Source organism: Haladaptatus sp. QDMS2 (assembly GCF_029338295.1).
Taxonomy (GTDB): Archaea; Halobacteriota; Halobacteria; order Halobacteriales; family Halococcaceae; genus QDMS2.
The window spans coordinates 1,547,399-1,566,325 of sequence record NZ_CP119791.1; the positions used below are offsets into that span (position 1 = coordinate 1,547,399).

The following is an 18,927-nucleotide window of genomic DNA, read 5'->3' on the forward strand; positions in this document are numbered from 1 at the left end:
TCAGTGCGTAGACTGTCTGCTGGCGTGTTGGGTTGATTGTGACCCCCACCCGCTGCTGATTTTTCGAGGCTGTGCTGTATAGAGCGCGTGTCGATCACTGAACGTGAGCGGGGGCGAAATCAATTACGGGGTCACGTACTCGTTTCGACGTGCGTGTGACGAACACTATTCTTGGTCGAATCGACCCATTGTGAAGTGGAGGTCTGCCTCCTCAGAGGATGGGTTCAGAGTAATGTGATATTCGGGGTTGTCTTGTTCGACAATCCAGGTTTCACACTGCTCGGAGATGCCGTCCGTGGCAGCGCAGATGTCGTAGTCTCCAGTTGACGGGAACACTTCTTTGGCGGTGATATGCGGGCCGCCTGGTGGAATGCGGAATTCATCGTCAATGTACGTGTTCCCGGTTATCGCGCTGGTGAGTTGGACGGTGATCGATCGTTTCTCGGAAGTCAGGTTACGGATTCGAAGCTCAGGGGGTTTCTCAAACATCGACGTACAGCCGGCAAACCCACCGATACCGACTGCTACACCGAGCTTGAGAAGGGATCGACGAGAGTGAACGGAGACCATACACCAATAAATGTGTCAATTTGATAATATACGTTTCCCCTTTTTACGCCCAGTCGTGGTTTTGGATTCCCTCGTAGTGTTTGAGCCGACTGGCAATCTCCCAAGATTCCCATCCGCACTCGTAGTAGAGGACATCAGCGAGTTTGTCGAAGTGGCTCTTGTCAAGTTCAATGCCGCGTTTCCCGCGGTAGGTGATGTAGGGCTCACTTCGGAGGTCGGCGTAGACCTCACGTGCAGTCGGATAGTCGCCATTGATTGCCGAGAGATTGAGGAGCGCCTCCTCCGTAATCGGTGTGCCCCACTTGTGTTTCGCTATCATCGTCGCCAAGAGGGCACATTTCACCGACGGCTTATCCATAATCGAAGCATGAAGTCACTTCCACATAAAGGCTGTTAATGGTCGTTAACAGTAGTGGAAACTCTTATACACACGCAGAGTCTGAACCCCTGTATGAGCATTGAGCACGTGGACGGCGACCGCGGTCAGAAAAAGGAACTCCGGAAGGAGCATCCGAGTGGGTGGCTCTACCTGACGCAGCACGACGCCATTCCGATCCTCGTAGACGCGCTGCTTGATCTGCCGCCGAACCGCGAGTTCAACAAAACTGAATTCGCGGAGCACGCTGGCGTCACGCGCCAGACCGTCGGTAACTACACCGACCTCCTCCTTGAAGTCGAACTCATCGAGGAGGTCCCGAACACGTCTCCCCGCCGGTACCGAGTCGCCAACAGTAACGTCGTTCGGGAACTCTACGAGTTGAACAGTGCTCTCAATAACGCAGGAAGAGAGTAGATATCGGTGGCCATGCTGACGGAAAACGAAGTGAACCGGGAATCGGTTGATAGAATTGAAAGACCCCAACCCCCTTCCCTACCCAATCAATTCAATGTATCAATCCCCATCCCGTTTCTCGAGCCCGTAGCTGACCAGCACCAGTCCAGATAGCCCGGAGAGGGTGAGGACAAGCACGGTGTGACTCCGGGGGTACGTGTTGTCGCCGTGGATGACTGAATACTCGAAGTACCTCCCATCCTTTTGCACGTAGCGATGGGCAAGGATGCTCCGAACCGCCTCCGGGTCTTCTGATTCATAGACTGCGACCACCGTCCCATCCTGTTGAGCGCCGTCAAACGATGCCTGTGCAGCTGGTGGGAGCTGACTGTACGTGATGACCTTCGTCGTAGGAGGTGTGTCCTCAACTGGTTCGACCGTTGCTATTGCATAGCTCGCCCCGGCGGGTGGCGCTGTTGCCAGCCCGTACACGCCGGTTCCGGCAAAGACGAGGCAGGCTATCCCAAGGATGAGAGCACCACCCCTCAGCCACCCAGAGACCATTTCATGTTAGTTGACTGCCTACTCTATGGGTTTTCCGGTGACTCAGCGGCTGCACTCAGGCTTTCGGACCGAAGAATGGCCAGTTGAGCACTTAGTGGTGTAACGGGCGAAACAACCCTATTGGCTGGGCGCGAACTGATTGTATGATAACGTATTCGACGGAGATTTACCCGCCGACAGACGCCCTCGAACTCACCGTCGAAGCGTCGAGCGCCCCCACAGCAACGAGTCCACCGCTCGTCACGGTCTGCTTGACATACCTCGGAGATACCCCCACGACGCTGTACTACGGCTATACCGCTCCGTTCAATCGCTATTCCGCGTGGAACGACGACGAGACGAAACGAGTGATGATCTTCCCGCCTCGGTTGAACGACGAACAGCATGTGATTCCAGACCAGCCAATCGGGAAGAGCTGGCCAATGGGTCTGTCAGCGCTACAAATCGAAGTTGGGAAACTGTGGAAGGTCACGGCAGGGGATCGCCTCTGTGAGGAGTACGCCATTCTCACGTTTGCGCCCTCTCTGGCTGGCTATCCGAAGGGAACGTACACGGCTCGTGATCGAGTGAAATTTGATGACAAAGAGTTTGAAGTGCAACTCAGAATTAATGTTGATGGAATCGATCAGTAATATCGTCACTCTGGAATCTTCCTCGAGTGTTTCTCTCGGAGACCTCCCGAACCATCCTGTACGAGTGAGCTGTGAATCCACCCGCTTTCAATAGGCGTGGAGAATTACCGATCCAGTTCTGAAACCTGGAGCGTGAATCCCCACGTGAAGTGTTCACCACGAATTGTATGCTGTGACTTGAACCGATAGGTTCCGACAGGGAAACACCCCTGTGCTGTCCAGTCATCCACCACGATGAGTTGGTCGGTGTACGTTTCACCCGGGGCAAGCGTCTGTGTCGGCGTTTCTTCAGTCGTCCACGCCAACTCTCCCGTTTGCTCGCCGAGTTCTGGTCGTGTAAAACACTCTGGAGAGTAATTGGGTGAAGGACTGTCTGGTGCTGAAAATGAATACAAGAGAAGGCCTGGCGCTCCCGCCCACGAACTCGCCCCTTTGTAGTACGGCAGCTGAATGCTGACCTCGCTCTCTCCCACGTTCGTCATCACTGTCTTGAGGCGCGCGGGGGCTTGCGCGGTGATTTCCGCTCGTTCAACCGCGATCGAAAACTCCACACCTGTCTCCGAGGGCACGGCAGCAACGCCGGCCACGCTGACACGCTTTTCTGTGGGGTTCTGGTTGGAGGTGCCGGGTGTGGCAGAAGAGATACACCCCGCTGAGAGCGTGAGACCCACCCCAATCGATTTCACCACCAGACGACGTTCCATACTGACATCTAAACGGCCCAACAATACGAACATTCCCCTTGTCGAAACCTGAACCTACAAAATAGGATGGGTACGACTGAAAACGTGCCCGACTTGCTGAATCCCAGACGTGTAAATCTTGCTTTAATCGGAATCTACAGCCCCAGAACCACGAACGCGACAGTGTAACTGGCCGATACTAACGCGAAAAAGACAACCCATTCGACTACGGCGCGACGAATCGACTGCCGGGGGGCAAACCCAGTGGCCACGCGGTTCAGCACCAGCAGGACGGATGTACTCGTCAGGACGAAAAACACCGGATAAAACGTGAACCGGGACTCCCACCGACAGACGTACAGCGCCCCCATCGGTTGCTGGGTTATCTCCACGAGCACCTCGCTACAGAACGTCACCACCAGCGACGCATACCCCAGCGCTCCCAGAAGGAATCCAATCACGCCGACACTGAGAACCACGGCGTGCCGCCGCCGAAACGAAGCCCCCACCTGCACCGACTCCTCGGGATCGACCCGATAACACCACCCGAGAAACGTTCTGACCACGGGGAGTCGCCGAAGCGCCACGACGGTGACGCCCGCAGCCAGCAACCCACCGCCGACCACCACCAGAAAGAGCGAACCGAGAATCACGATGACCGTGACTGCGATCCAGCCTCCGACAACCGCGCCAAGTCCGACGACGAGCAGGCTCCGTCCGGTAACGACGTCCTTGCTCAGTCGCTCGCGTGCGACGAGGACGAGGAGGCTCGCGAACACACCCATGATCACGGTGAACCCGCCGACTAGGCCCAGCCCCCAGATGATGAATACCTGGTATATCAGGAGATTGCCTTCCGCGTCCCAGACTCCCGTTCGGATGGCGTCAAGGGCGAGGATGAACACCCAGGCGACGGGGTGGACCAGCACGCCGGTTATCAGCCCGACGAGGCCGCCGCGCTCGCGGGTCAAGTGCCCGGGTCGCTCAAAGAGCAGCCACCAGCTGGTTCCGCCGACGAGTCCCGCGGCGAGTCCAGCAAGCAGGGGAAACTCGCGGGTTGGAAGGCCGAAGCCGCCGTAGAAGATAGTGAAAATCGGTGTCCTCGTCAGAGCAGCGGCGGCAAGCCCACCGACCGCTGTAAATATCGCCGTGGCGAGCAACGCCCAGCGGAGCGTCTTCGGGTTCGTGCGGGAGTGTCTGGGCCGAGCCACTCGTCATGTAAGCCGGCCAAGACTATTAGTAACGGACAGCCTATCGCTCGCGACGGCGGGTGTGAGTGATACCGTACGCACCTTCGGAAAAGTTCGTGGCTATGATGCGTCAGCAATCTTCACTGGAGCAGTTCCTCCTCGTCGTGAATGCAGTGTAATCAGCAAGCCGAGACTCCACAGTAGCTTGGGGACAAACTCTACTAGACCAGGGACTCCAATGAAGGTCACTAACGCATCACTCACGGCACCGATACCAAGTAAACTGGCTGCCAAAATGGTCCACGCTCCTCTCCCATGGCGATAGAGTACTTCTATTGCGAGCGCGAGTAGTCCTACTACGAGCAGTTGGGTAATAAACGAACCAGCAATTCTCTGCGAGGCAATTAGGTTGACTGTGATGTCCACCGCACCCAGAACAATGAGAAAGATGAGAAGCACTCCTTCTTTTCGACTTTCTTGCTGATTCATGCTCTATTATTGGTAATGAAGCATGAATGTTTTGCGGTGATTTAACATTAAGGTTTAATAGAATGGTGTCGGGTTTTTATACGGTATATGGCGGTGACCTATTAGTAACGGACAGCCTATCGCTCGCGAAAGCGAGTGAGATTGGGATGGGGAATACGATGTACGAGAGTACGGACTCGAATCTTCAAAGGAATAATCTCGTCTTTCTGTGAGAGCCGCCGTCGGCGCTAGCTCACGTAGCTCGGTTCCAGTGAATCGATGTGTGTATTAGTCACAGATCGCTTCCCCGATTCGGTGCGACGGATAGAACCCTTGATTACCGAAACGTACTTTTCTTGGTTGGGTCCACTACTAGTATGTCATTTGACGTGTTTCTGCGTAACGGCTGGCTAGTGCTGTTTCTGCTCTTAATTGCTGGAGGTCTTTTTGTCGGCGTGTGGAACCAGCAGGATATACGAAACTGCCAACAAATGGCTGAAAATGAGACTGGAGGCGTTGTCGAGTGTGTGGATTCATTCTCGGACGTAGTGCACTATGGGTCGATGGTGAGTGTCGTCACTGGCGTAATTGGCGTCCTTTGGAAGCTAGTAAACTCAGTAAAATAACGGGGACACTCATCCAGACACCACGCAGTTCGCATCCGACACCTAGAACAAACAACGATTGCTTGCCACGACACCCTGTAGGTTCCGTGCGTGCCGTCTGACAGCAGTCAGGGAGGCAACAGCGGTCATGCTGCATAATATGCACGCTGGTCAGGGGCGAGTCAGCACGGTTGACCCAGTCGAATCGTTCGAGACAGAGTGTGGATTGACCACTTCGAACAGTCCCTGTTTTCAAAGGAACGTATTTCTCGCTGTAGTTGAAACACAGTGTATGGTTTCCTATCTGTCACTTGTGGTGGGGATATTTGCGCTGTGGGTTGGCTGGACATTCTATGCAACCCCCCAAACCGCCTTTCGGAGACGTCACTGGCCGTTTCATCCAGAAGGCGATGGACTGACTGAAGAAGGTGAGTACTCCTACCGTGTACTCGGGGTGTTCTTTCTTATTACCGGTGCGGGTCTCGTGCTGTGGGGAGTACTCGCCTGAGTGTCTTCGATACAAACACCACATTCAATAGCTACTGATTCAGCGATCAGCGCGGATTCACCTATCGGCTCGTGTATCGTCTGTATCTAACGTTCAGGAAGCCTGTCGATCGTATGAATGAGCCAGTCGACAGCGATTCATGGAACTGCTTTCACCAGTATCGTGAGCGGACGAATGCGCCACATGTCCATTTGGGACGAGAGTTCACCGTCTTTCTCTACCTGAGCAGACCGAATAGGATAGCAGCCAGTCGAGTAATCCATGCCTTGTGGGCAACCAAAACTCTTGGTTCTTGATGAGCTGACGAACAATTTTTCAAGGACTACCGCGCTACTTTGGGTTAGAAACTCAAATAATCGGAACGTTTACGCATACTCAGTACGCCGCGAAGCCGATATCGATGTTACCCTCATAGATGGTCATGACAAGAATACAGTCACACATCGTGAGTTCTTCAGACCCATCGAGACCACCAGTTGTGGATGCAGAAATCGCATAGGTCTCGTCTATCAAGAGATCAGTATCAAACACTTCAACTTGGCCGGGGTCAAGTGTGTTTTCTGCCTCAAAAACGGCACCATCTTGAGCTGAATTGGCCTCGGAAATTGTAATCGTAATGGTCGCAGTGTTCTTTGTCCTGTTTGTCACTTCGAGTCGTTTGTGGGCTTTCACGTCTGATGAATCGACTAGCGAGAGACAGCCTGCGATGGCTGGAATTCCTGCGGCAGTGCCGAGGAGAGTACGCCGATTCATAGGTACAAAGAATCATAAAGCAGCCAACAAATATTTTCTGGAAAGCACGTGTTGGGATTGATAGTATAATCAGTTTGAGCGGTATTCACCCCGACTTTTCCGGTGTCACACATTGCTATTCACTTGTATGGGTATCTGTGGAAATCGTCAGTTCGACGTATTTGCTTCAAAAATAAGGGTAGTGGAACCCGATTGTGGCACCGACTATAGCGATAAAGGACATAAGGACGTCAAGCTGTGGGCGTCCACTCTGAGCCTTTAGCAACGATTTGAATTGACATCGTGATACTAAGGCGCTCTCTCCACAATCACTCAGAGTAGGGCCTAAGCGATGAATTTAGAGCGTATCCCTCCACAGAAAAAGATGGGTGAAAAGGTCATCACAACTCTTCAATTGGGTCTCGATTAGTCTTCGCCTGGTACTTCAGACCAGAATCCTATCCCAAGCAACAAATCACGCTAGAGTGAGTCGAAATCGAGGTCGACCACGTACCAATCGAGCACCAGAACGATACCGACACCGACCACAGCAGACCCCACGAACACTACGCCGATCGCAGGCGAAAAGCCAACCGTCTCAGCCACGCGCGCAACCGGTGCTCTGAGCGCCCCAACGACCATCATCACGAGAAACGCCAGTGTCCCTCGACGATGGGCGGCCAACGCCCACCGAATCAATCGAGAGACAGACACCAATCCAGTGAACCCACCAAGCACGAACACGAGGACCTCAACTCCGGGTTCGGTCAGACGAGCAAGCGACCCGCCCAACAAGACCGCAATTAGTGCATCGATGAACCCGCTCAGACTGGTCGCCATCCGCGTGTACTGACCCAGTATCACCAGTAGCAAGGACCCAGAGATGCCGGGGAGTATCATCGCACTCACGGCGACTGCTCCCGCGATGAACACCGTTCCCAGCCCGCCACCACCCAACAGCGCGGGCGTCCCCGACAGCATAAAGGCGAGGATAAATCCGAGTCCACCCGCAGCGGCCTGCACTGGTGTTTGGATGCGAAGGGTTCGAAGCAAGATGAGTGCGGAGGCGGCGATGAGGCCGAAAAAGAACCCGTATAAGAGCGCAGGATACGCCTCGCTTGCGTGATGGACGAGGCGAGTCACCACGACGATGGCGGTGGCCATCCCCGCACCGAGCACGAGGACGAAGCCGGCATCCACCTCGTCAGCGAGCGCACGAATTCTGTTGAAAACCCCCTCGCGCTGCGTATGTGGTTGAAGGAGCGTGTGAAAATGGGTTAGAGAGAGGCTGCTGATGGCGGTGATGAGGCGTTCGTAAATGCCGGCGATGAGGGCGACGGTGCCGCCTGAAACCCCGGGGAGGGCGTCGGCGATGCCCATGCACAGGCCGATGGCGTAGGTGCGTCGCCACTCGGGAGAGGTCTGACTCGACTCGGTCAGAGTGCGTGTTTCGGTGTTTGGTGAATCGGATACCATTGGGTGAGGTACAGTGCTTCGCGGCGTTCTGTTAGCTAATTGACTGTATTTGGCTTAAGTTCTCAGTAGCATACCACCGTTCTGTGATAACAAGATCCCGTCACAAGCGCTGAAGTAAATGAGAGCACCCAGTGATCAGGGGTGGATTATCGAGAGAAACATCATCGACACGTGGGGCAAACCAGTCCTGACAGTATCACTCGTGCTGGAACGCTCGTGTGCTAAGCTAGTGGATCCACCGATCACTTCTGTCAGAGAGGGTGTTTTTGATTGGTGTCACTGAGGGTGAACGTACTTGACAATGTAGATTGTGCGCTATATATGGCCGATACGAATCGAATTGCAGGGGTGATCGGTATGATCGGGGGGACACTCTGGGCGCTAGTTCCCTTCCTTGACGACCTGTTCCCGTTCTACATGAAGACCCTTGCAATCATCCCTATCCTTCTCGCGCTGGCAGTCTACGGAATTTGGTCCCAGAATAAACACGATATCTCGCGTGTCGACATAGCCCCGCTGATAAGCGGCTTCGGGCTGTTAGCAATCGTCGCACTCTGGTACGCGACCATCTCCACCGGCAATGTCGCCGCTACCTTTGCAATCGGTATTCCTGCCCTCATCGGTCTGTTGTTTATTGGGATTGGATCAATCCTTCTTGCATATCGTCTACGAATCGTTCGAGGGCTCCCTCGCTGGATCGCGTTCTTGTTCGCACTCGCACTACCGACCGATCCTTTGTTCAATGCCGTTGTAACACCCGTGATTGGTGGTGGGATATCTCTCTACGGGCTCGCGTGGATAGTCCTTGGAGTCCACCTCTGGCGAGATAGTCATCCCGGGATAGAACAGAGTCAGTTCAATGAGAGCCAGTCGCTGTTGTGTTATCTTTGACGGGTAACCCGGATTCCATCGCTAGCGTTTCACTGACTGTTCCAACCCGGATAGCTCAGAACAGGGCCGTTTGGTTTAGAGAACGTAGCTCAGTCGTCAGAGGAACGTATATCTTCAAACCGATAGTAGAGGACGAATACGGACGACGATGTATTCGTGGAAAGTGGGCCCGAAGGAGTCGCTACTTGTACGGGGACTACTGTACGTTGCAAGTGGTTTGCTCCCGGCATATCTGATTGTATTAGGAGTGAATATTCTCACGATAGGTGTATTTTCTCCTGAAATCCTTGCGATTGGCGCTTTAATTGGCGTTCTATTTTCACTCCTCCTTACAAGGACCATACTTGCCCTTCGGCACTCACCAACCCATTGGATACTCACAGAATTTCGCAAGGTGATGAACCCGATCTTGTTCGGCGTTTCGACCGTACTTGCAACGGTAAGTTTGGGAGCGCTTTTTCAATGGGGAATATCGATTCATATCGCGTTTTTTGTGCTGTGCTTCACGTCTTTCTGGCTGGCAGGACTCCTTAGCTCACAAGGCTCGATCGATCCTCACGAACAGACGCTTAGCTTCGTCACCCACACACACCATGAGATTGCTTTAGATTCAATACGAAAGAGAAGACAGCTAGTCATTGGCAACCGAAGCTACAATGTACTTACCTTCCAGCGAGATGACGATGTGCTCGTCGACAGGGTTCTCATGATTCCGACTGACATCCTCCCCCAGATGGCGTCCCTTCTTGCGACCGAGAACGCAACTCCTGCTCGCTCACCACTCTCGAAAACCTCTATTTCAGTTCTACTCGCTGGGCTCCTGGTCTTTGGGACGCTTGGGATCGGATTCTCAATCATCGTGTATCTGGGAAGTGGGTCAGTGATTGGGGCAATCCTCATCTCAGCAGTTCTGTTCGGATTCGTATTGTTCTATTTCCTCCTCGCACACTTCACGAACTTCTTGTCCTCAACCTCCGCAAAATAAGTGGTTGCGTTGGTCCCCTCAATGGTCTGTACATTATTTGCTTGTCTCCCACGAAGAGGCATAGAAGATGGAATGGTCCACCGCCCAGTTTTCGTCGAGGCCCGCCGACTCTCGCCCGGTTCGGGTTGCCTTCTACGTCGGAGAAGGCGCGATGGCCGGTGCCCTTCTCACCCTCGCCATTTTCGTCGGCCTCTTGCTCAGACGCCTCATTTTGTCAGGATTGCTTGCTGAGTCCAACCTGCTCGTGGCCGGGTTCATTGCGGTGGTGTTCTTGTTGCTCACCGTGCGGTCGGTGTGGGCCGTCCGGAGAGCTGGCCGTGAGTCGTCGTCATGGGTTTACGACGAGTGGAGCGAACTCCGTCAGTGGCGGTGGGTGCTCGCGGTCGCACTCCTCGTCACCGGAGCGCATATCGGGCTTTCAGCACTCCTGTTGACCCAGGCGGGGGTTGCGGGACTTCAGGGAATTAATGTACTCGTGTTTGGCACCTTAATCGCGGGGCTCCTCCTCCGACTGCTTGTTCGACGGAAGATAGAATCAACGGTGGACAGACCATAGATGGAGAACGAGACTGGGTGTCTGAACGAGTATTTAGATAGCAGAAGTGGAGGTGGGGTTGGTTATCGTCGAACGACCGCGAGACCGAGCAGAATCAATCCAACCGGGAGCATGACAGGCCCAAGCCCCATCGTACACTCCGACCCGTTCGTACAGTAACTGATGACAACGCCAACGAAGCGAGTGACCTCAATCCCGAAGAGTGAGACACCCTCTCGTCCGCAGTGGTCCGAGCACGACGTAAAAAAGAGAGCAGGGCTCAAGAAAACCAATATACCGCCAGTCACACCCAATATCCACTGTTTCATTCCGCTCCGTAAAGTGGGTTGCAACCGGTAAAACAGCTGTGCCGGCCTGTTCTATGGAGACTTCAGTCAACTCTCATGCGGTTGTGCTCCTGAAGACCCGGATATCAGCTCGATGCAGCCGATGTGGGCCTACGTCGATTGAATGCGGTTGCGCCAGAGGAGGGACTGGGCGAGACCGACCAGAACAATACCGGTGAGCGCGAGAGAAACGCCGCCGAACAACTCCAGCAGACCGGGTTCTTCACAGGCACCGCCAGCGACGTCACCTTCGTGGGTGTCGATACAGGCTGGTGCAGCATAGTCCTGATACACGCCCCAACATACAAGCAAGACGCCAACCAGAATGAGAACTACGCCCAATCGGCGAATCGCATAGAACGTAGAAGCCATTCGTGAGGATTCTCGTACTTCCGCATAGACTTTCTGCTTGAGTGATAACATCAACACTGGCTCCTTTTTGAACCTACGGTATAGAGCCGCACTACAAATGGGGCGCGAGGTTGAACACTACTTGGCTTCTCCAAGAGGACTAATTAACTGAACAACATATCCAAAGATAGTGAATGACGAGAAGTAATCCGCAAAGCTCGCGGCGGGGAAGCGGCATGATCTTTGGCTGGGTGTTGGCTTTGATCGGTGGCCTCGGAGGAGTCGTCGCGTCCGCACTCACTCACCTCGGCGTGATACTTTTCACGTTTACACAGATATACGCCTCTCAACTAGAATACGTAGATCATGCCGTAGGAGATGCTGGAGTTGTGCACTTCGTCCTTATCCTGGGAGGTATCTTCTTCGTAGGAGTGTCAGGAGCACTCCTGTCTCTCGGGATCAGGTTGCTCCAAAAACATTCGGATAAGACGTTTTATGATAGCGACTCGGTGAAGAGTGACTTTCTTGGCGTGGGCGAATTCGCGTTTATTCTCGGCCCTTCACTGACCGGCGTGGCGGGTATTTTTGTTTTTGGAGTGAATGCGATTTTACCCAGCTTGCTCGGCGCTACGATCGTGTATTGCATAGGACTAGGCTTGATGTTCCGATCCTACTGGCCTGCCATTCATCCGAATCAACCACCTGCGTAGTAGGGATTGTTCGCTCGGGTGAAGGCGCAGAAGTGCATGTGCTGATTAGCTGCCCTCTTGCGTGTCCAGGGTTTAGAATCGGGATGTGTGTAACCTGCGAGACGGCAGAAGCTAGGAAATTGGCGTCGCCGTCGTCAAGGTGAATAGTCCCTCTGCCTGTCGCACGTCGCTTCTGGCAGAGATTGGGTAGCTTTCGGTGAGGCCGTGCTGAATTGAGCGCGCGCATGCAGCAGGGTCGTTACTCCAAGGGAGGGGGACCACAGTCGGGACCTCAGGGAACCGTCCTTACAAAGGGTCATTTGTCCCAACCACCTACGTAACGTGAATGCTTGCTACGCTCTCCGTCGAATCAATCAAATTGGAGGACTCGAAATTCACCAACGGAGAGCCCGTTTTCACTATCATCGCAGAAGTACCATCAGGACTGGTGATGAGGCTATACGAAGCGGACCACCTTCACATCCACTGGATCCGTCCGAATATCACTGAGATATGTGTTTTCGCCCATCCAATCGCGGGAGTCAAGCGACGAAGCACGGTCACGCCCCACATAGAACGCCCAGCCGCTCCGATGTCGGAGTGGTCTTACGACCTGTACGGAACGATTGCGAAAGTCAACGTATCGGATCCACACAGTGACCGCGAAGGCTTGTATCTACTTGATGTTGGAGAGGGAACGATTCTCGTCGATTCATCGCTCAGCGAGTTCCTTCCTGCGTCCGAACCTTCTCTGTCAGTTGGAGATGCGCTCTTCATTCCGACCTCCCGTGTCGATATCTACGAAGACCAACCGCTGAGATGCTAACCAAAACTCAGTGGGTGAGGTTGGGCTGATTCGTTTGTACGGCGGGTTGAACTCGAAACGCAGTGAATAAAGGGCAGGCTCTTTGCTGAACTCTTCCTCTAAGTTCAGCATGCCGCTTCTGACAGGGACTGGTGAGGTTTCTACGACTGTGCTGAATAGAAAGCGCATATCTTGCAGACGCACCTTCACTACGATTGGTGGCGTCTCTCTTATTCAGTCGGCCCAATTGCTAATTCGCGTACAACATCGTCGGAGAACCGATGGTCGTCTGTTCCTGTTTCAAGACTCTCAACGCCGGATAGATTATAGATGGACCGAAGGAACCGACTCAATCGCTTACGGTTCTCATCTCCAATCTCCGTCTCCTCAAGCCAGATAGCGGTATTAGACCGAATTTCGAGGTCGTAATAAGACTCAGTACGGTCGGAAAATCCCCGTCGGTGGTGTAGCTCAATCTTGATTGGATCAATGGATGGTGGTTCATCGACTGGAACCCCGTCCTCGAATGCGCGGTAGCGATCTGAATCGATTGAGATCCAGTGGTCGCCGTCTGCCAGTCGAATATGCGTATCTCCGCGCAGCAACTTGACCATCCGAATGTAGGGCAGTGTTCCATTTGGGCACTGGAATCCTTCAACGAGGGCCATGAGGTCGCCGTAGGTGATTGGATTGTCTGCCCGCACCGCGAACCGGTCCTGATGAGAAGGAGACAGGAGGTGTGTTCGCAGGCGCTTTGTTGCAACCGTCTCGAACGTGTCACTGGGATTGACCTCCGGCGGGAAACATGAGATCGGCATATCCACCTCCATAGGTCTGTACAGTTCCTCCGCTGCGTCAAGCACGGTTCGAAGATATCCGAGCAATTCGTCGGTGACGTCTGAAGCCGTATCAGCGTCAGAGCGTAACCTGAATCTCCATGAGATTGCCTCTGGTGTAGGGGAGAGGATATCGTGGTTTCTCTTCATCAGAATTTGTCTGCTTAAGCTTGATGTAGCGATTCACGTCAGCATCAAGCGTTGGTAACTCTACATCCTGTCGATTGATAAAAATATGTGACTATAGTCGAAAGGCGTTGAATCTGTAGTTGCTGATATGCTGAACTCACCCTCTGTATCTCGCACGGCACTTCTGACAGGGACAGGGTAGGTTTCCACAACCGTGCTGAACTCAGAGCGCATATCGGTCAGATGGGTCGATGCAACGTTACACCACTCGAATCGTTCGATACAAGGATGTACGTCCAGCTCCTGTTGCGAGAGTTGATTGTATTAGAACACCAATCTCGTGGGTATGAAGATTGAATTTCGCGAATCGGAACATCGCAACCCCATCGAATCGTATGTCTCCTTAAGCGAATGGGAGATGGAGGCTCGAATTCTGACGGATGAAGGGCCAGTTGAAGCATTTAACGAGGGGTATTTTGATACCTGGATATGGACATTTTTCATCTCGTGTTTGGCTTACCTTCCAGAGATATTGACGGGGGAGGAAGTCAAGATTCAACCAGACGACAACCCGTGGGATTTGGTGGTTCGCTCCAGCGAGCACAAAATCGAGCTATTCATTGACACGGGTGTACGTGGCGGTCGCGGTTCAAATGCCAAGGTTTCACGCTCTGAATTTGCGGAGGGAGTATTCGATGGGACAGAACGATTCCTCACATACATTCAATCCGCTCGGCCCGATTGGGTAGGCTCCCGTGATTATGAGCTTCTGGATAACGTATTGATGCAGAGAAAAGAATGGTACAACTCGGTGTTCTCGCGGGATGAAATCCCATAGACGGAATCAATGGTACGTACACTTGCCTATCGGTTGAGGTACGAATCGCGTGCTGCATACACCCTCTCTATTCAACACGCACCTTCTGACAGGGAATGGGTGGGTTTCTACGACCGTGCTGAACTCAGGGCGCGTATCATGCAAACCACCGGTGGAGATCTCCGATGTTGTGACCGGACATCCAAGCAATACGAAGCAACTACCAAGATGATGTACCGCCAACATCAAGAACAGAATGGGTACTGATGTGTACGGCGCAATCGAAGCTGACACCCAACATGGGTGGGTCTATCTTCAAGCGCTACATCCTCTTATTGGCCGTTCATACAAGACGTTCGGAATGCTGTTCGACGTCCGAAACACTACAGGATTCGAACCAGCGTTCTCCTATCGGGGTCTCCCGTCCGAAAAAGAACGGTCTCGAGAATTAAATCAGCAGATAGAAGAATTTCTGGATGAAGAATACTCGAATAATGAAAGGCATCACCACAATCTGGACGATGAATTTGCGGAGTACCGTCCATCATATTTCTTTCTGGATGAGATACTCGCCATCGAGTGGAACGAACAGTCGGACCTGCTCGACGACGAGTACAGTTTCCTGAATAAGAACAAGGAGCCGATCGGGTACAAGTCCAGACACCCTGGTGGATCTTGGAAAGATATTATCGAAGAATACCAAGCCGAGTTGGACAATGGGAACGCCGTTCCCGCACCTGATAGGCAAAGTTACATTCAGCGTCGAAAACTCACCCGGCGCGAGGTGATTTCAGATGACTGGGAATGGTTGATTTTCGACCTACTCATGGCGTATGGCCGCAAATTCGGATACAATAGCGTTCGAGTTGTTGTCTGGTTCGAGGGATGAATGGTTTCGGGCGCTGTTTGAATCGGGAATAGGGACTCCGGACAACACTTTACGAGTCTGGTGATGACTGGTTCTGTGCCTAACGTTCTGCTGAATCTAGCCTCTAAGTCTTGCACGGCGTTTTTGACAGGAACGGGGTAGGTTTCTGAGGCCGTGCTGAACTCACGGCGCGGATCGGTCACTGGACTCCCTATCGCAACAGTTGAGATGACACGTACAGAGGAGTACGAACCGACGAATCGAAACTGCCGCTGCGTATGGCGCAACGGAGTATTCGCGGGGGTATTGACGACGGTTTCGCCTCACCCTCCAAGTAGGCGGCGGATGCTGCTCATAAATCCGGAGTCAGTTCCATCTTCTGGAACCTCTTCGGGCGAATCGTACGCTGTTACCTCGCCAGTGTCTGTATCGACGACGGTTACGCGGTCAAGCCCACGCTGTTCTGTGCTTGGGGCGGTTGAGGCATCCCTCGTTCCGTGTTCGGGAGGAGTGGCTGCCGGGTCGTTTCGAAGAAATTCGAGGCCAGAGTCAGTTGGTTCGATTCCCGTAGCCTCATGGAGTTCTTCGACGAACGAATTGAGCTCGGATACGAAATCGAATGCAGCTGGGTGAAATGCGATTTGGTTGGTGGGAGACTGGGCGGAGTACGACCGGAACCGGAACTCGTGTTTCATCGCGAGTGCGTACATAACGTCCTGCCCGCCGTAGCCGTCGATACCCCCGAACTGGACTGCCGCGACTTCATCGTCCGCACCCGCGTTTGTATCGATGATGAGCGTCACGTCAGTCGCGGTTTCCGTTCGCCCATCGAACGTAGCGATAGCTGCTCGCTTCCACAGGTGCGTCGTCTCGTGGACGATATTCTCTGCCTTCCCCATGACCGTCACATACAGGTAACGGTCAATCCACGCATAGTCGGCACCTCTTTCACCGCTGTCTGTTTCGACCTTCGCGAACGTGGATTCCTCTTCCGTTGAGAATTCAACCGGGTGGTTCTCTTTAAACCACTCCATCAGTGTCTCCCGAGCACTCACGTCATCACACTCGAAATTGTAAACTGTCCAACTGACCATCAAGAGTCTTACGTCGTTATCTGATAAGTATGTAGTGTTGACACAAGGTGTCAGGGAATTTCCGACACCGTTCTCACTTCAGAAGTGGCCATGTCTGGGATATCCACCAAAGAATGAATTGTATACTGAACGCCTGCTGAATACACCCTCTGAGTCAGTCACGTCAGTTCTGATTCAACCTAAATGATTCAGCCCGACTTTGCCGAACTCACAGCGCAAATCGGTCAGAAGGTTAGATCTGAATCGCGACATTCAGTACCAACAATTGCCGCATCAATCACTCGGCGGAAAGGCGCTAATTGGATAAATCAAAACGAGTCAGTGCCAGCGATAGTTTATTGTTGTATTAATTATACTACACACTGTGAATGAGCCACGAGAATCGTCGTCGGACAAACAAGTGAGCAGCAGGTGGTGGATACCTATCGGCATGATTGTCGTGATTCTCCCGATAATGTCGCTGGCTGCACTCGTATTGCCACCTGACGCGTTCACGTTACTCCTAACTGGTCCGTTACTCATTGTCGGGACCATCCTGAATCTCCTCTCACCGGTATTCGTCTATTTCGATAGTCGCTACCTCACGACCGCTTCGGCGTGGGAGCCATCATCGAAATACTATCTGATGTTTCTCCCGCTAATCGGGTACGTACTCGCCATTGTGTACATTTACAATCGACACAAGCATCTAGGGATCCCGTAGGTCTCCGACGTGCACCTAGACTGGAAGATTACTCCGGAACAAACAGATTTGGTTTGCTGCATACACTCTCTTAGTTAGTCACGTCAGTCCTGATTCACCCCCGAATGATTCGGCGCGACCGTGCTGAACTCACAGCGCGAGTGTATCATTCTTCATAGAAAGTACTTATTGCTCATTGACTATATTGCCGTATGAAGCGCCGTGCCCTCCTCGCACTGCTCGGGGCGACTGCGACTGCTGGTTGTTCGACTGCCTCGGGACTGTTCGGCGGCGAGCAGTACGTCGGACTCGGTGGCCTCGAAGTCGGCAACTTTGACGACGAACCACACACCATCACGGTGCAGGTCGACGCCGATGGAGAAACAGTGCTCGACCGAACGCTCGAAACCGACGCCCACGCGAACGGCATCATCGACGGTGGTGAACTCCCGTGTGTTTGGCGCGACACGCTGGGACCGTACGTCGTCCGGGCACGCCATGAGTCGTCTGACGGATGGGTCGAGACGACCCTTGACGACGGTAGCGACCAGTCTGAACTCGTCAAAGCCTCCGTCCGCGTCGGGTTTCTCGATCAGAGCGACGAAATCGAGGTGCTCTTGCTGAAGGGCGATGTCAAGGACTGTCGGGCTGTCACGCCGACCACCACCTCTGGCTGAGCCGAGATGAGAGGTGGTGATATACCCACCCTCTACGTTCAGCACGCCACTTCTGACAGCGTCTGGCCAAATCAGGCACAATATGCGAGGGAAGTGTTTTACTACTGCGCTCACAATGTACACACATGAGTTCTGGATCGGAGAAAAAACGCGTGCAGTTCCGAGCGCCACGAGGGCTGGTCGATCGCGCCGACACCCTCGCCGCGGTGTTTGAGACCGACCGGACGGACATCCTCATCACGGCCCTTCGCGACTACCTTCGAGACGCATCACACTCCGACGAAGTAAAACAGGAGATTGCCGAGGCCTACTACGACGACGACATCACCTTCGCGGAGTTGAAAGCCCTCGTCGGCCACGAAGAGGCGGCGAACTTCCGCCTCCTCAAACAACAACTGAGCGAGGCGTTCGTCGACGAGGTGGCAGAGGAGCTGGCTGACGGCTAGATGGTGCGCATCGTCGCCGATACGTCCGCCCTTGTTAGTCTCGGGACCGTCGCAGATACCACACCGAACCCGCTTGACCTCCTTCTCGACGCACACGACATCCTCCTCCCCGAGCAGGTCATCGACGAACTCACCGAGACAGCATCCTACGACGACCCGTCGGGAGAGGCAGCACAGGCCGTCCTCGACCGCCAGGCCGCCTTCGACGTCCGCAGTGTTGACTTGGACGAGACGTTTCCGCTCGATGACGGCGAGAACGCGGCCGTTACGCTCGCGAACGAGGTAGAGGCGGTCCAGTTGCTCTGTGACGAGTTCAATCGATTGGCGCTCGTGCATGCATCGCTGGTGGATACACGCCTGGTGACGACGCCGGTCGTTCTTACGGCGCTCGTGTGGAACGACGTGCTCTCTGCGGATGCTGCTGAGGAGTTCTTGGAGACGATGAGTGAGGCCCGGAGCTGGGCAGCGAACACCTACGTCGCACGGGCGAAAGCCACCCTCCAACTGCAACGAGATGATGGGTGAGACGGGGCGAGTGGACCGTCCGTAGCTCTACGTATTAGGCACCGACAAGG

At 53.7% G+C, this 18,927-nt stretch carries 23 protein-coding genes; 12 read left to right on the plus strand and 11 right to left on the minus strand.

Going from position 1 to position 18,927, the window contains the following annotated elements:
- Positions 1-165: 165 nt before the first annotated feature.
- Positions 166-570, minus strand: coding sequence for a hypothetical protein (locus tag P1M51_RS08400; RefSeq protein ID WP_276247756.1), 405 nt, complete (start codon positions 568-570; stop codon positions 166-168).
- A 43-nt stretch (positions 571-613) separates the two neighbouring features.
- On the minus strand, positions 614-928 hold the full coding sequence (locus P1M51_RS08405; RefSeq protein WP_276247757.1) for a hypothetical protein: 315 nt from the start codon (positions 926-928) through the stop codon (positions 614-616).
- 93 nt (positions 929-1,021) lie between these two features.
- Here P1M51_RS08405 and P1M51_RS08410 point away from each other — a divergent pair, with 93 nt between their 5' ends.
- On the plus strand, positions 1,022-1,363 hold the full coding sequence (locus tag P1M51_RS08410) for a hypothetical protein (RefSeq protein ID WP_276247758.1): 342 nt from the start codon (positions 1,022-1,024) through the stop codon (positions 1,361-1,363).
- Between the two features lie 99 nt (positions 1,364-1,462).
- Here P1M51_RS08410 and P1M51_RS08415 read toward each other — a convergent pair whose 3' ends face one another.
- Positions 1,463-1,906 (minus strand): hypothetical protein, encoded by a 444-nt coding sequence (locus P1M51_RS08415; RefSeq protein WP_276247759.1) that lies wholly within the window; start codon positions 1,904-1,906, stop codon positions 1,463-1,465.
- 143 nt (positions 1,907-2,049) lie between these two features.
- On the opposite strand from P1M51_RS08415, the gene P1M51_RS08420 reads away from it, so the two are divergent.
- Positions 2,050-2,538, plus strand: a complete 489-nt coding sequence (locus tag P1M51_RS08420; protein WP_276247760.1) for a hypothetical protein — start codon at positions 2,050-2,052, stop codon at positions 2,536-2,538.
- A gap of 104 nt (positions 2,539-2,642) precedes the next feature.
- Here the strand turns inward: P1M51_RS08420 and P1M51_RS08425 are convergent, their stop codons facing one another.
- From P1M51_RS08425 to P1M51_RS08445, 5 genes are all read right to left on the minus strand, one after another.
- A complete protein-coding gene (locus P1M51_RS08425; protein ID WP_276247761.1) occupies positions 2,643-3,242 on the minus strand; it encodes a hypothetical protein in 600 nt (199 codons plus the stop codon).
- 134 nt (positions 3,243-3,376) lie between these two features.
- Positions 3,377-4,432, minus strand: a complete 1,056-nt coding sequence (locus P1M51_RS08430; RefSeq protein ID WP_276247762.1) for a hypothetical protein — start codon at positions 4,430-4,432, stop codon at positions 3,377-3,379.
- 99 nt (positions 4,433-4,531) lie between these two features.
- Complete coding sequence (locus P1M51_RS08435) at positions 4,532-4,900, minus strand: hypothetical protein (RefSeq protein WP_276247763.1); 369 nt, start codon at positions 4,898-4,900, stop codon at positions 4,532-4,534.
- Positions 4,901-6,367: 1,467 nt separating this feature from the next.
- Positions 6,368-6,745 (minus strand): hypothetical protein, encoded by a 378-nt coding sequence (locus tag P1M51_RS08440; RefSeq protein WP_276247764.1) that lies wholly within the window; start codon positions 6,743-6,745, stop codon positions 6,368-6,370.
- 459 nt (positions 6,746-7,204) lie between these two features.
- Positions 7,205-8,200 (minus strand): DUF368 domain-containing protein, encoded by a 996-nt coding sequence (locus P1M51_RS08445; protein WP_276247765.1) that lies wholly within the window; start codon positions 8,198-8,200, stop codon positions 7,205-7,207.
- 321 nt (positions 8,201-8,521) lie between these two features.
- Between P1M51_RS08445 and P1M51_RS08450 the strand changes: the two genes are divergently transcribed.
- From P1M51_RS08450 to P1M51_RS08460, 3 genes are all read left to right on the plus strand, one after another.
- Entirely contained in the window at positions 8,522-9,091 is a 570-nt protein-coding gene (locus P1M51_RS08450; RefSeq protein WP_276247766.1) for a hypothetical protein, read from the plus strand.
- A 148-nt stretch (positions 9,092-9,239) separates the two neighbouring features.
- Positions 9,240-10,076 carry a hypothetical protein gene (locus P1M51_RS08455; RefSeq protein ID WP_276247767.1) on the plus strand — a complete coding sequence of 279 codons (837 nt, stop codon included), beginning with the start codon at positions 9,240-9,242 and terminating at the stop codon, positions 10,074-10,076.
- A gap of 67 nt (positions 10,077-10,143) precedes the next feature.
- Complete coding sequence (locus P1M51_RS08460) at positions 10,144-10,632, plus strand: hypothetical protein (protein WP_276247768.1); 489 nt, start codon at positions 10,144-10,146, stop codon at positions 10,630-10,632.
- A 437-nt stretch (positions 10,633-11,069) separates the two neighbouring features.
- Here P1M51_RS08460 and P1M51_RS08465 read toward each other — a convergent pair whose 3' ends face one another.
- Entirely contained in the window at positions 11,070-11,330 is a 261-nt protein-coding gene (locus tag P1M51_RS08465; RefSeq protein ID WP_276247769.1) for a hypothetical protein, read from the minus strand.
- 215 nt (positions 11,331-11,545) lie between these two features.
- Here P1M51_RS08465 and P1M51_RS08470 point away from each other — a divergent pair, with 215 nt between their 5' ends.
- Positions 11,546-12,019, plus strand: coding sequence for a hypothetical protein (locus P1M51_RS08470; RefSeq protein ID WP_276247770.1), 474 nt, complete (start codon positions 11,546-11,548; stop codon positions 12,017-12,019).
- 325 nt (positions 12,020-12,344) lie between these two features.
- Positions 12,345-12,824 (plus strand): hypothetical protein, encoded by a 480-nt coding sequence (locus tag P1M51_RS08475; protein ID WP_276247771.1) that lies wholly within the window; start codon positions 12,345-12,347, stop codon positions 12,822-12,824.
- Positions 12,825-13,033: 209 nt separating this feature from the next.
- Here P1M51_RS08475 and P1M51_RS08480 read toward each other — a convergent pair whose 3' ends face one another.
- Entirely contained in the window at positions 13,034-13,789 is a 756-nt protein-coding gene (locus P1M51_RS08480) for a hypothetical protein (RefSeq protein WP_276274351.1), read from the minus strand.
- 325 nt (positions 13,790-14,114) lie between these two features.
- Here P1M51_RS08480 and P1M51_RS08485 point away from each other — a divergent pair, with 325 nt between their 5' ends.
- Together P1M51_RS08485 and P1M51_RS08490 are read left to right on the plus strand one after the other, a co-directional pair.
- The gene (locus tag P1M51_RS08485) at positions 14,115-14,606 is read left to right on the plus strand and encodes a hypothetical protein (protein WP_276247773.1); all 492 of its coding nucleotides are present in this window, start codon (positions 14,115-14,117) and stop codon (positions 14,604-14,606) included.
- A gap of 340 nt (positions 14,607-14,946) precedes the next feature.
- A complete protein-coding gene (locus P1M51_RS08490) occupies positions 14,947-15,474 on the plus strand; it encodes a hypothetical protein (protein ID WP_276247774.1) in 528 nt (175 codons plus the stop codon).
- Between the two features lie 302 nt (positions 15,475-15,776).
- Here P1M51_RS08490 and P1M51_RS08495 read toward each other — a convergent pair whose 3' ends face one another.
- On the minus strand, positions 15,777-16,487 hold the full coding sequence (locus P1M51_RS08495; RefSeq protein WP_276247775.1) for a hypothetical protein: 711 nt from the start codon (positions 16,485-16,487) through the stop codon (positions 15,777-15,779).
- 954 nt (positions 16,488-17,441) lie between these two features.
- Here P1M51_RS08495 and P1M51_RS08500 point away from each other — a divergent pair.
- The 3 genes from P1M51_RS08500 (at position 17,442) to P1M51_RS08510 (ending at position 18,877) form a co-directional block, all read left to right on the plus strand.
- Positions 17,442-17,906: a hypothetical protein gene (locus P1M51_RS08500; RefSeq protein ID WP_276274353.1), complete on the plus strand. Its 465-nt coding sequence runs from the start codon at positions 17,442-17,444 to the stop codon at positions 17,904-17,906.
- A gap of 125 nt (positions 17,907-18,031) precedes the next feature.
- Positions 18,032-18,352 carry a hypothetical protein gene (locus P1M51_RS08505; protein WP_276274354.1) on the plus strand — a complete coding sequence of 107 codons (321 nt, stop codon included), beginning with the start codon at positions 18,032-18,034 and terminating at the stop codon, positions 18,350-18,352.
- Positions 18,353-18,877 carry a hypothetical protein gene (locus P1M51_RS08510; protein WP_276274355.1) on the plus strand — a complete coding sequence of 175 codons (525 nt, stop codon included), beginning with the start codon at positions 18,353-18,355 and terminating at the stop codon, positions 18,875-18,877.
- Positions 18,878-18,927 lie beyond the last annotated feature (50 nt).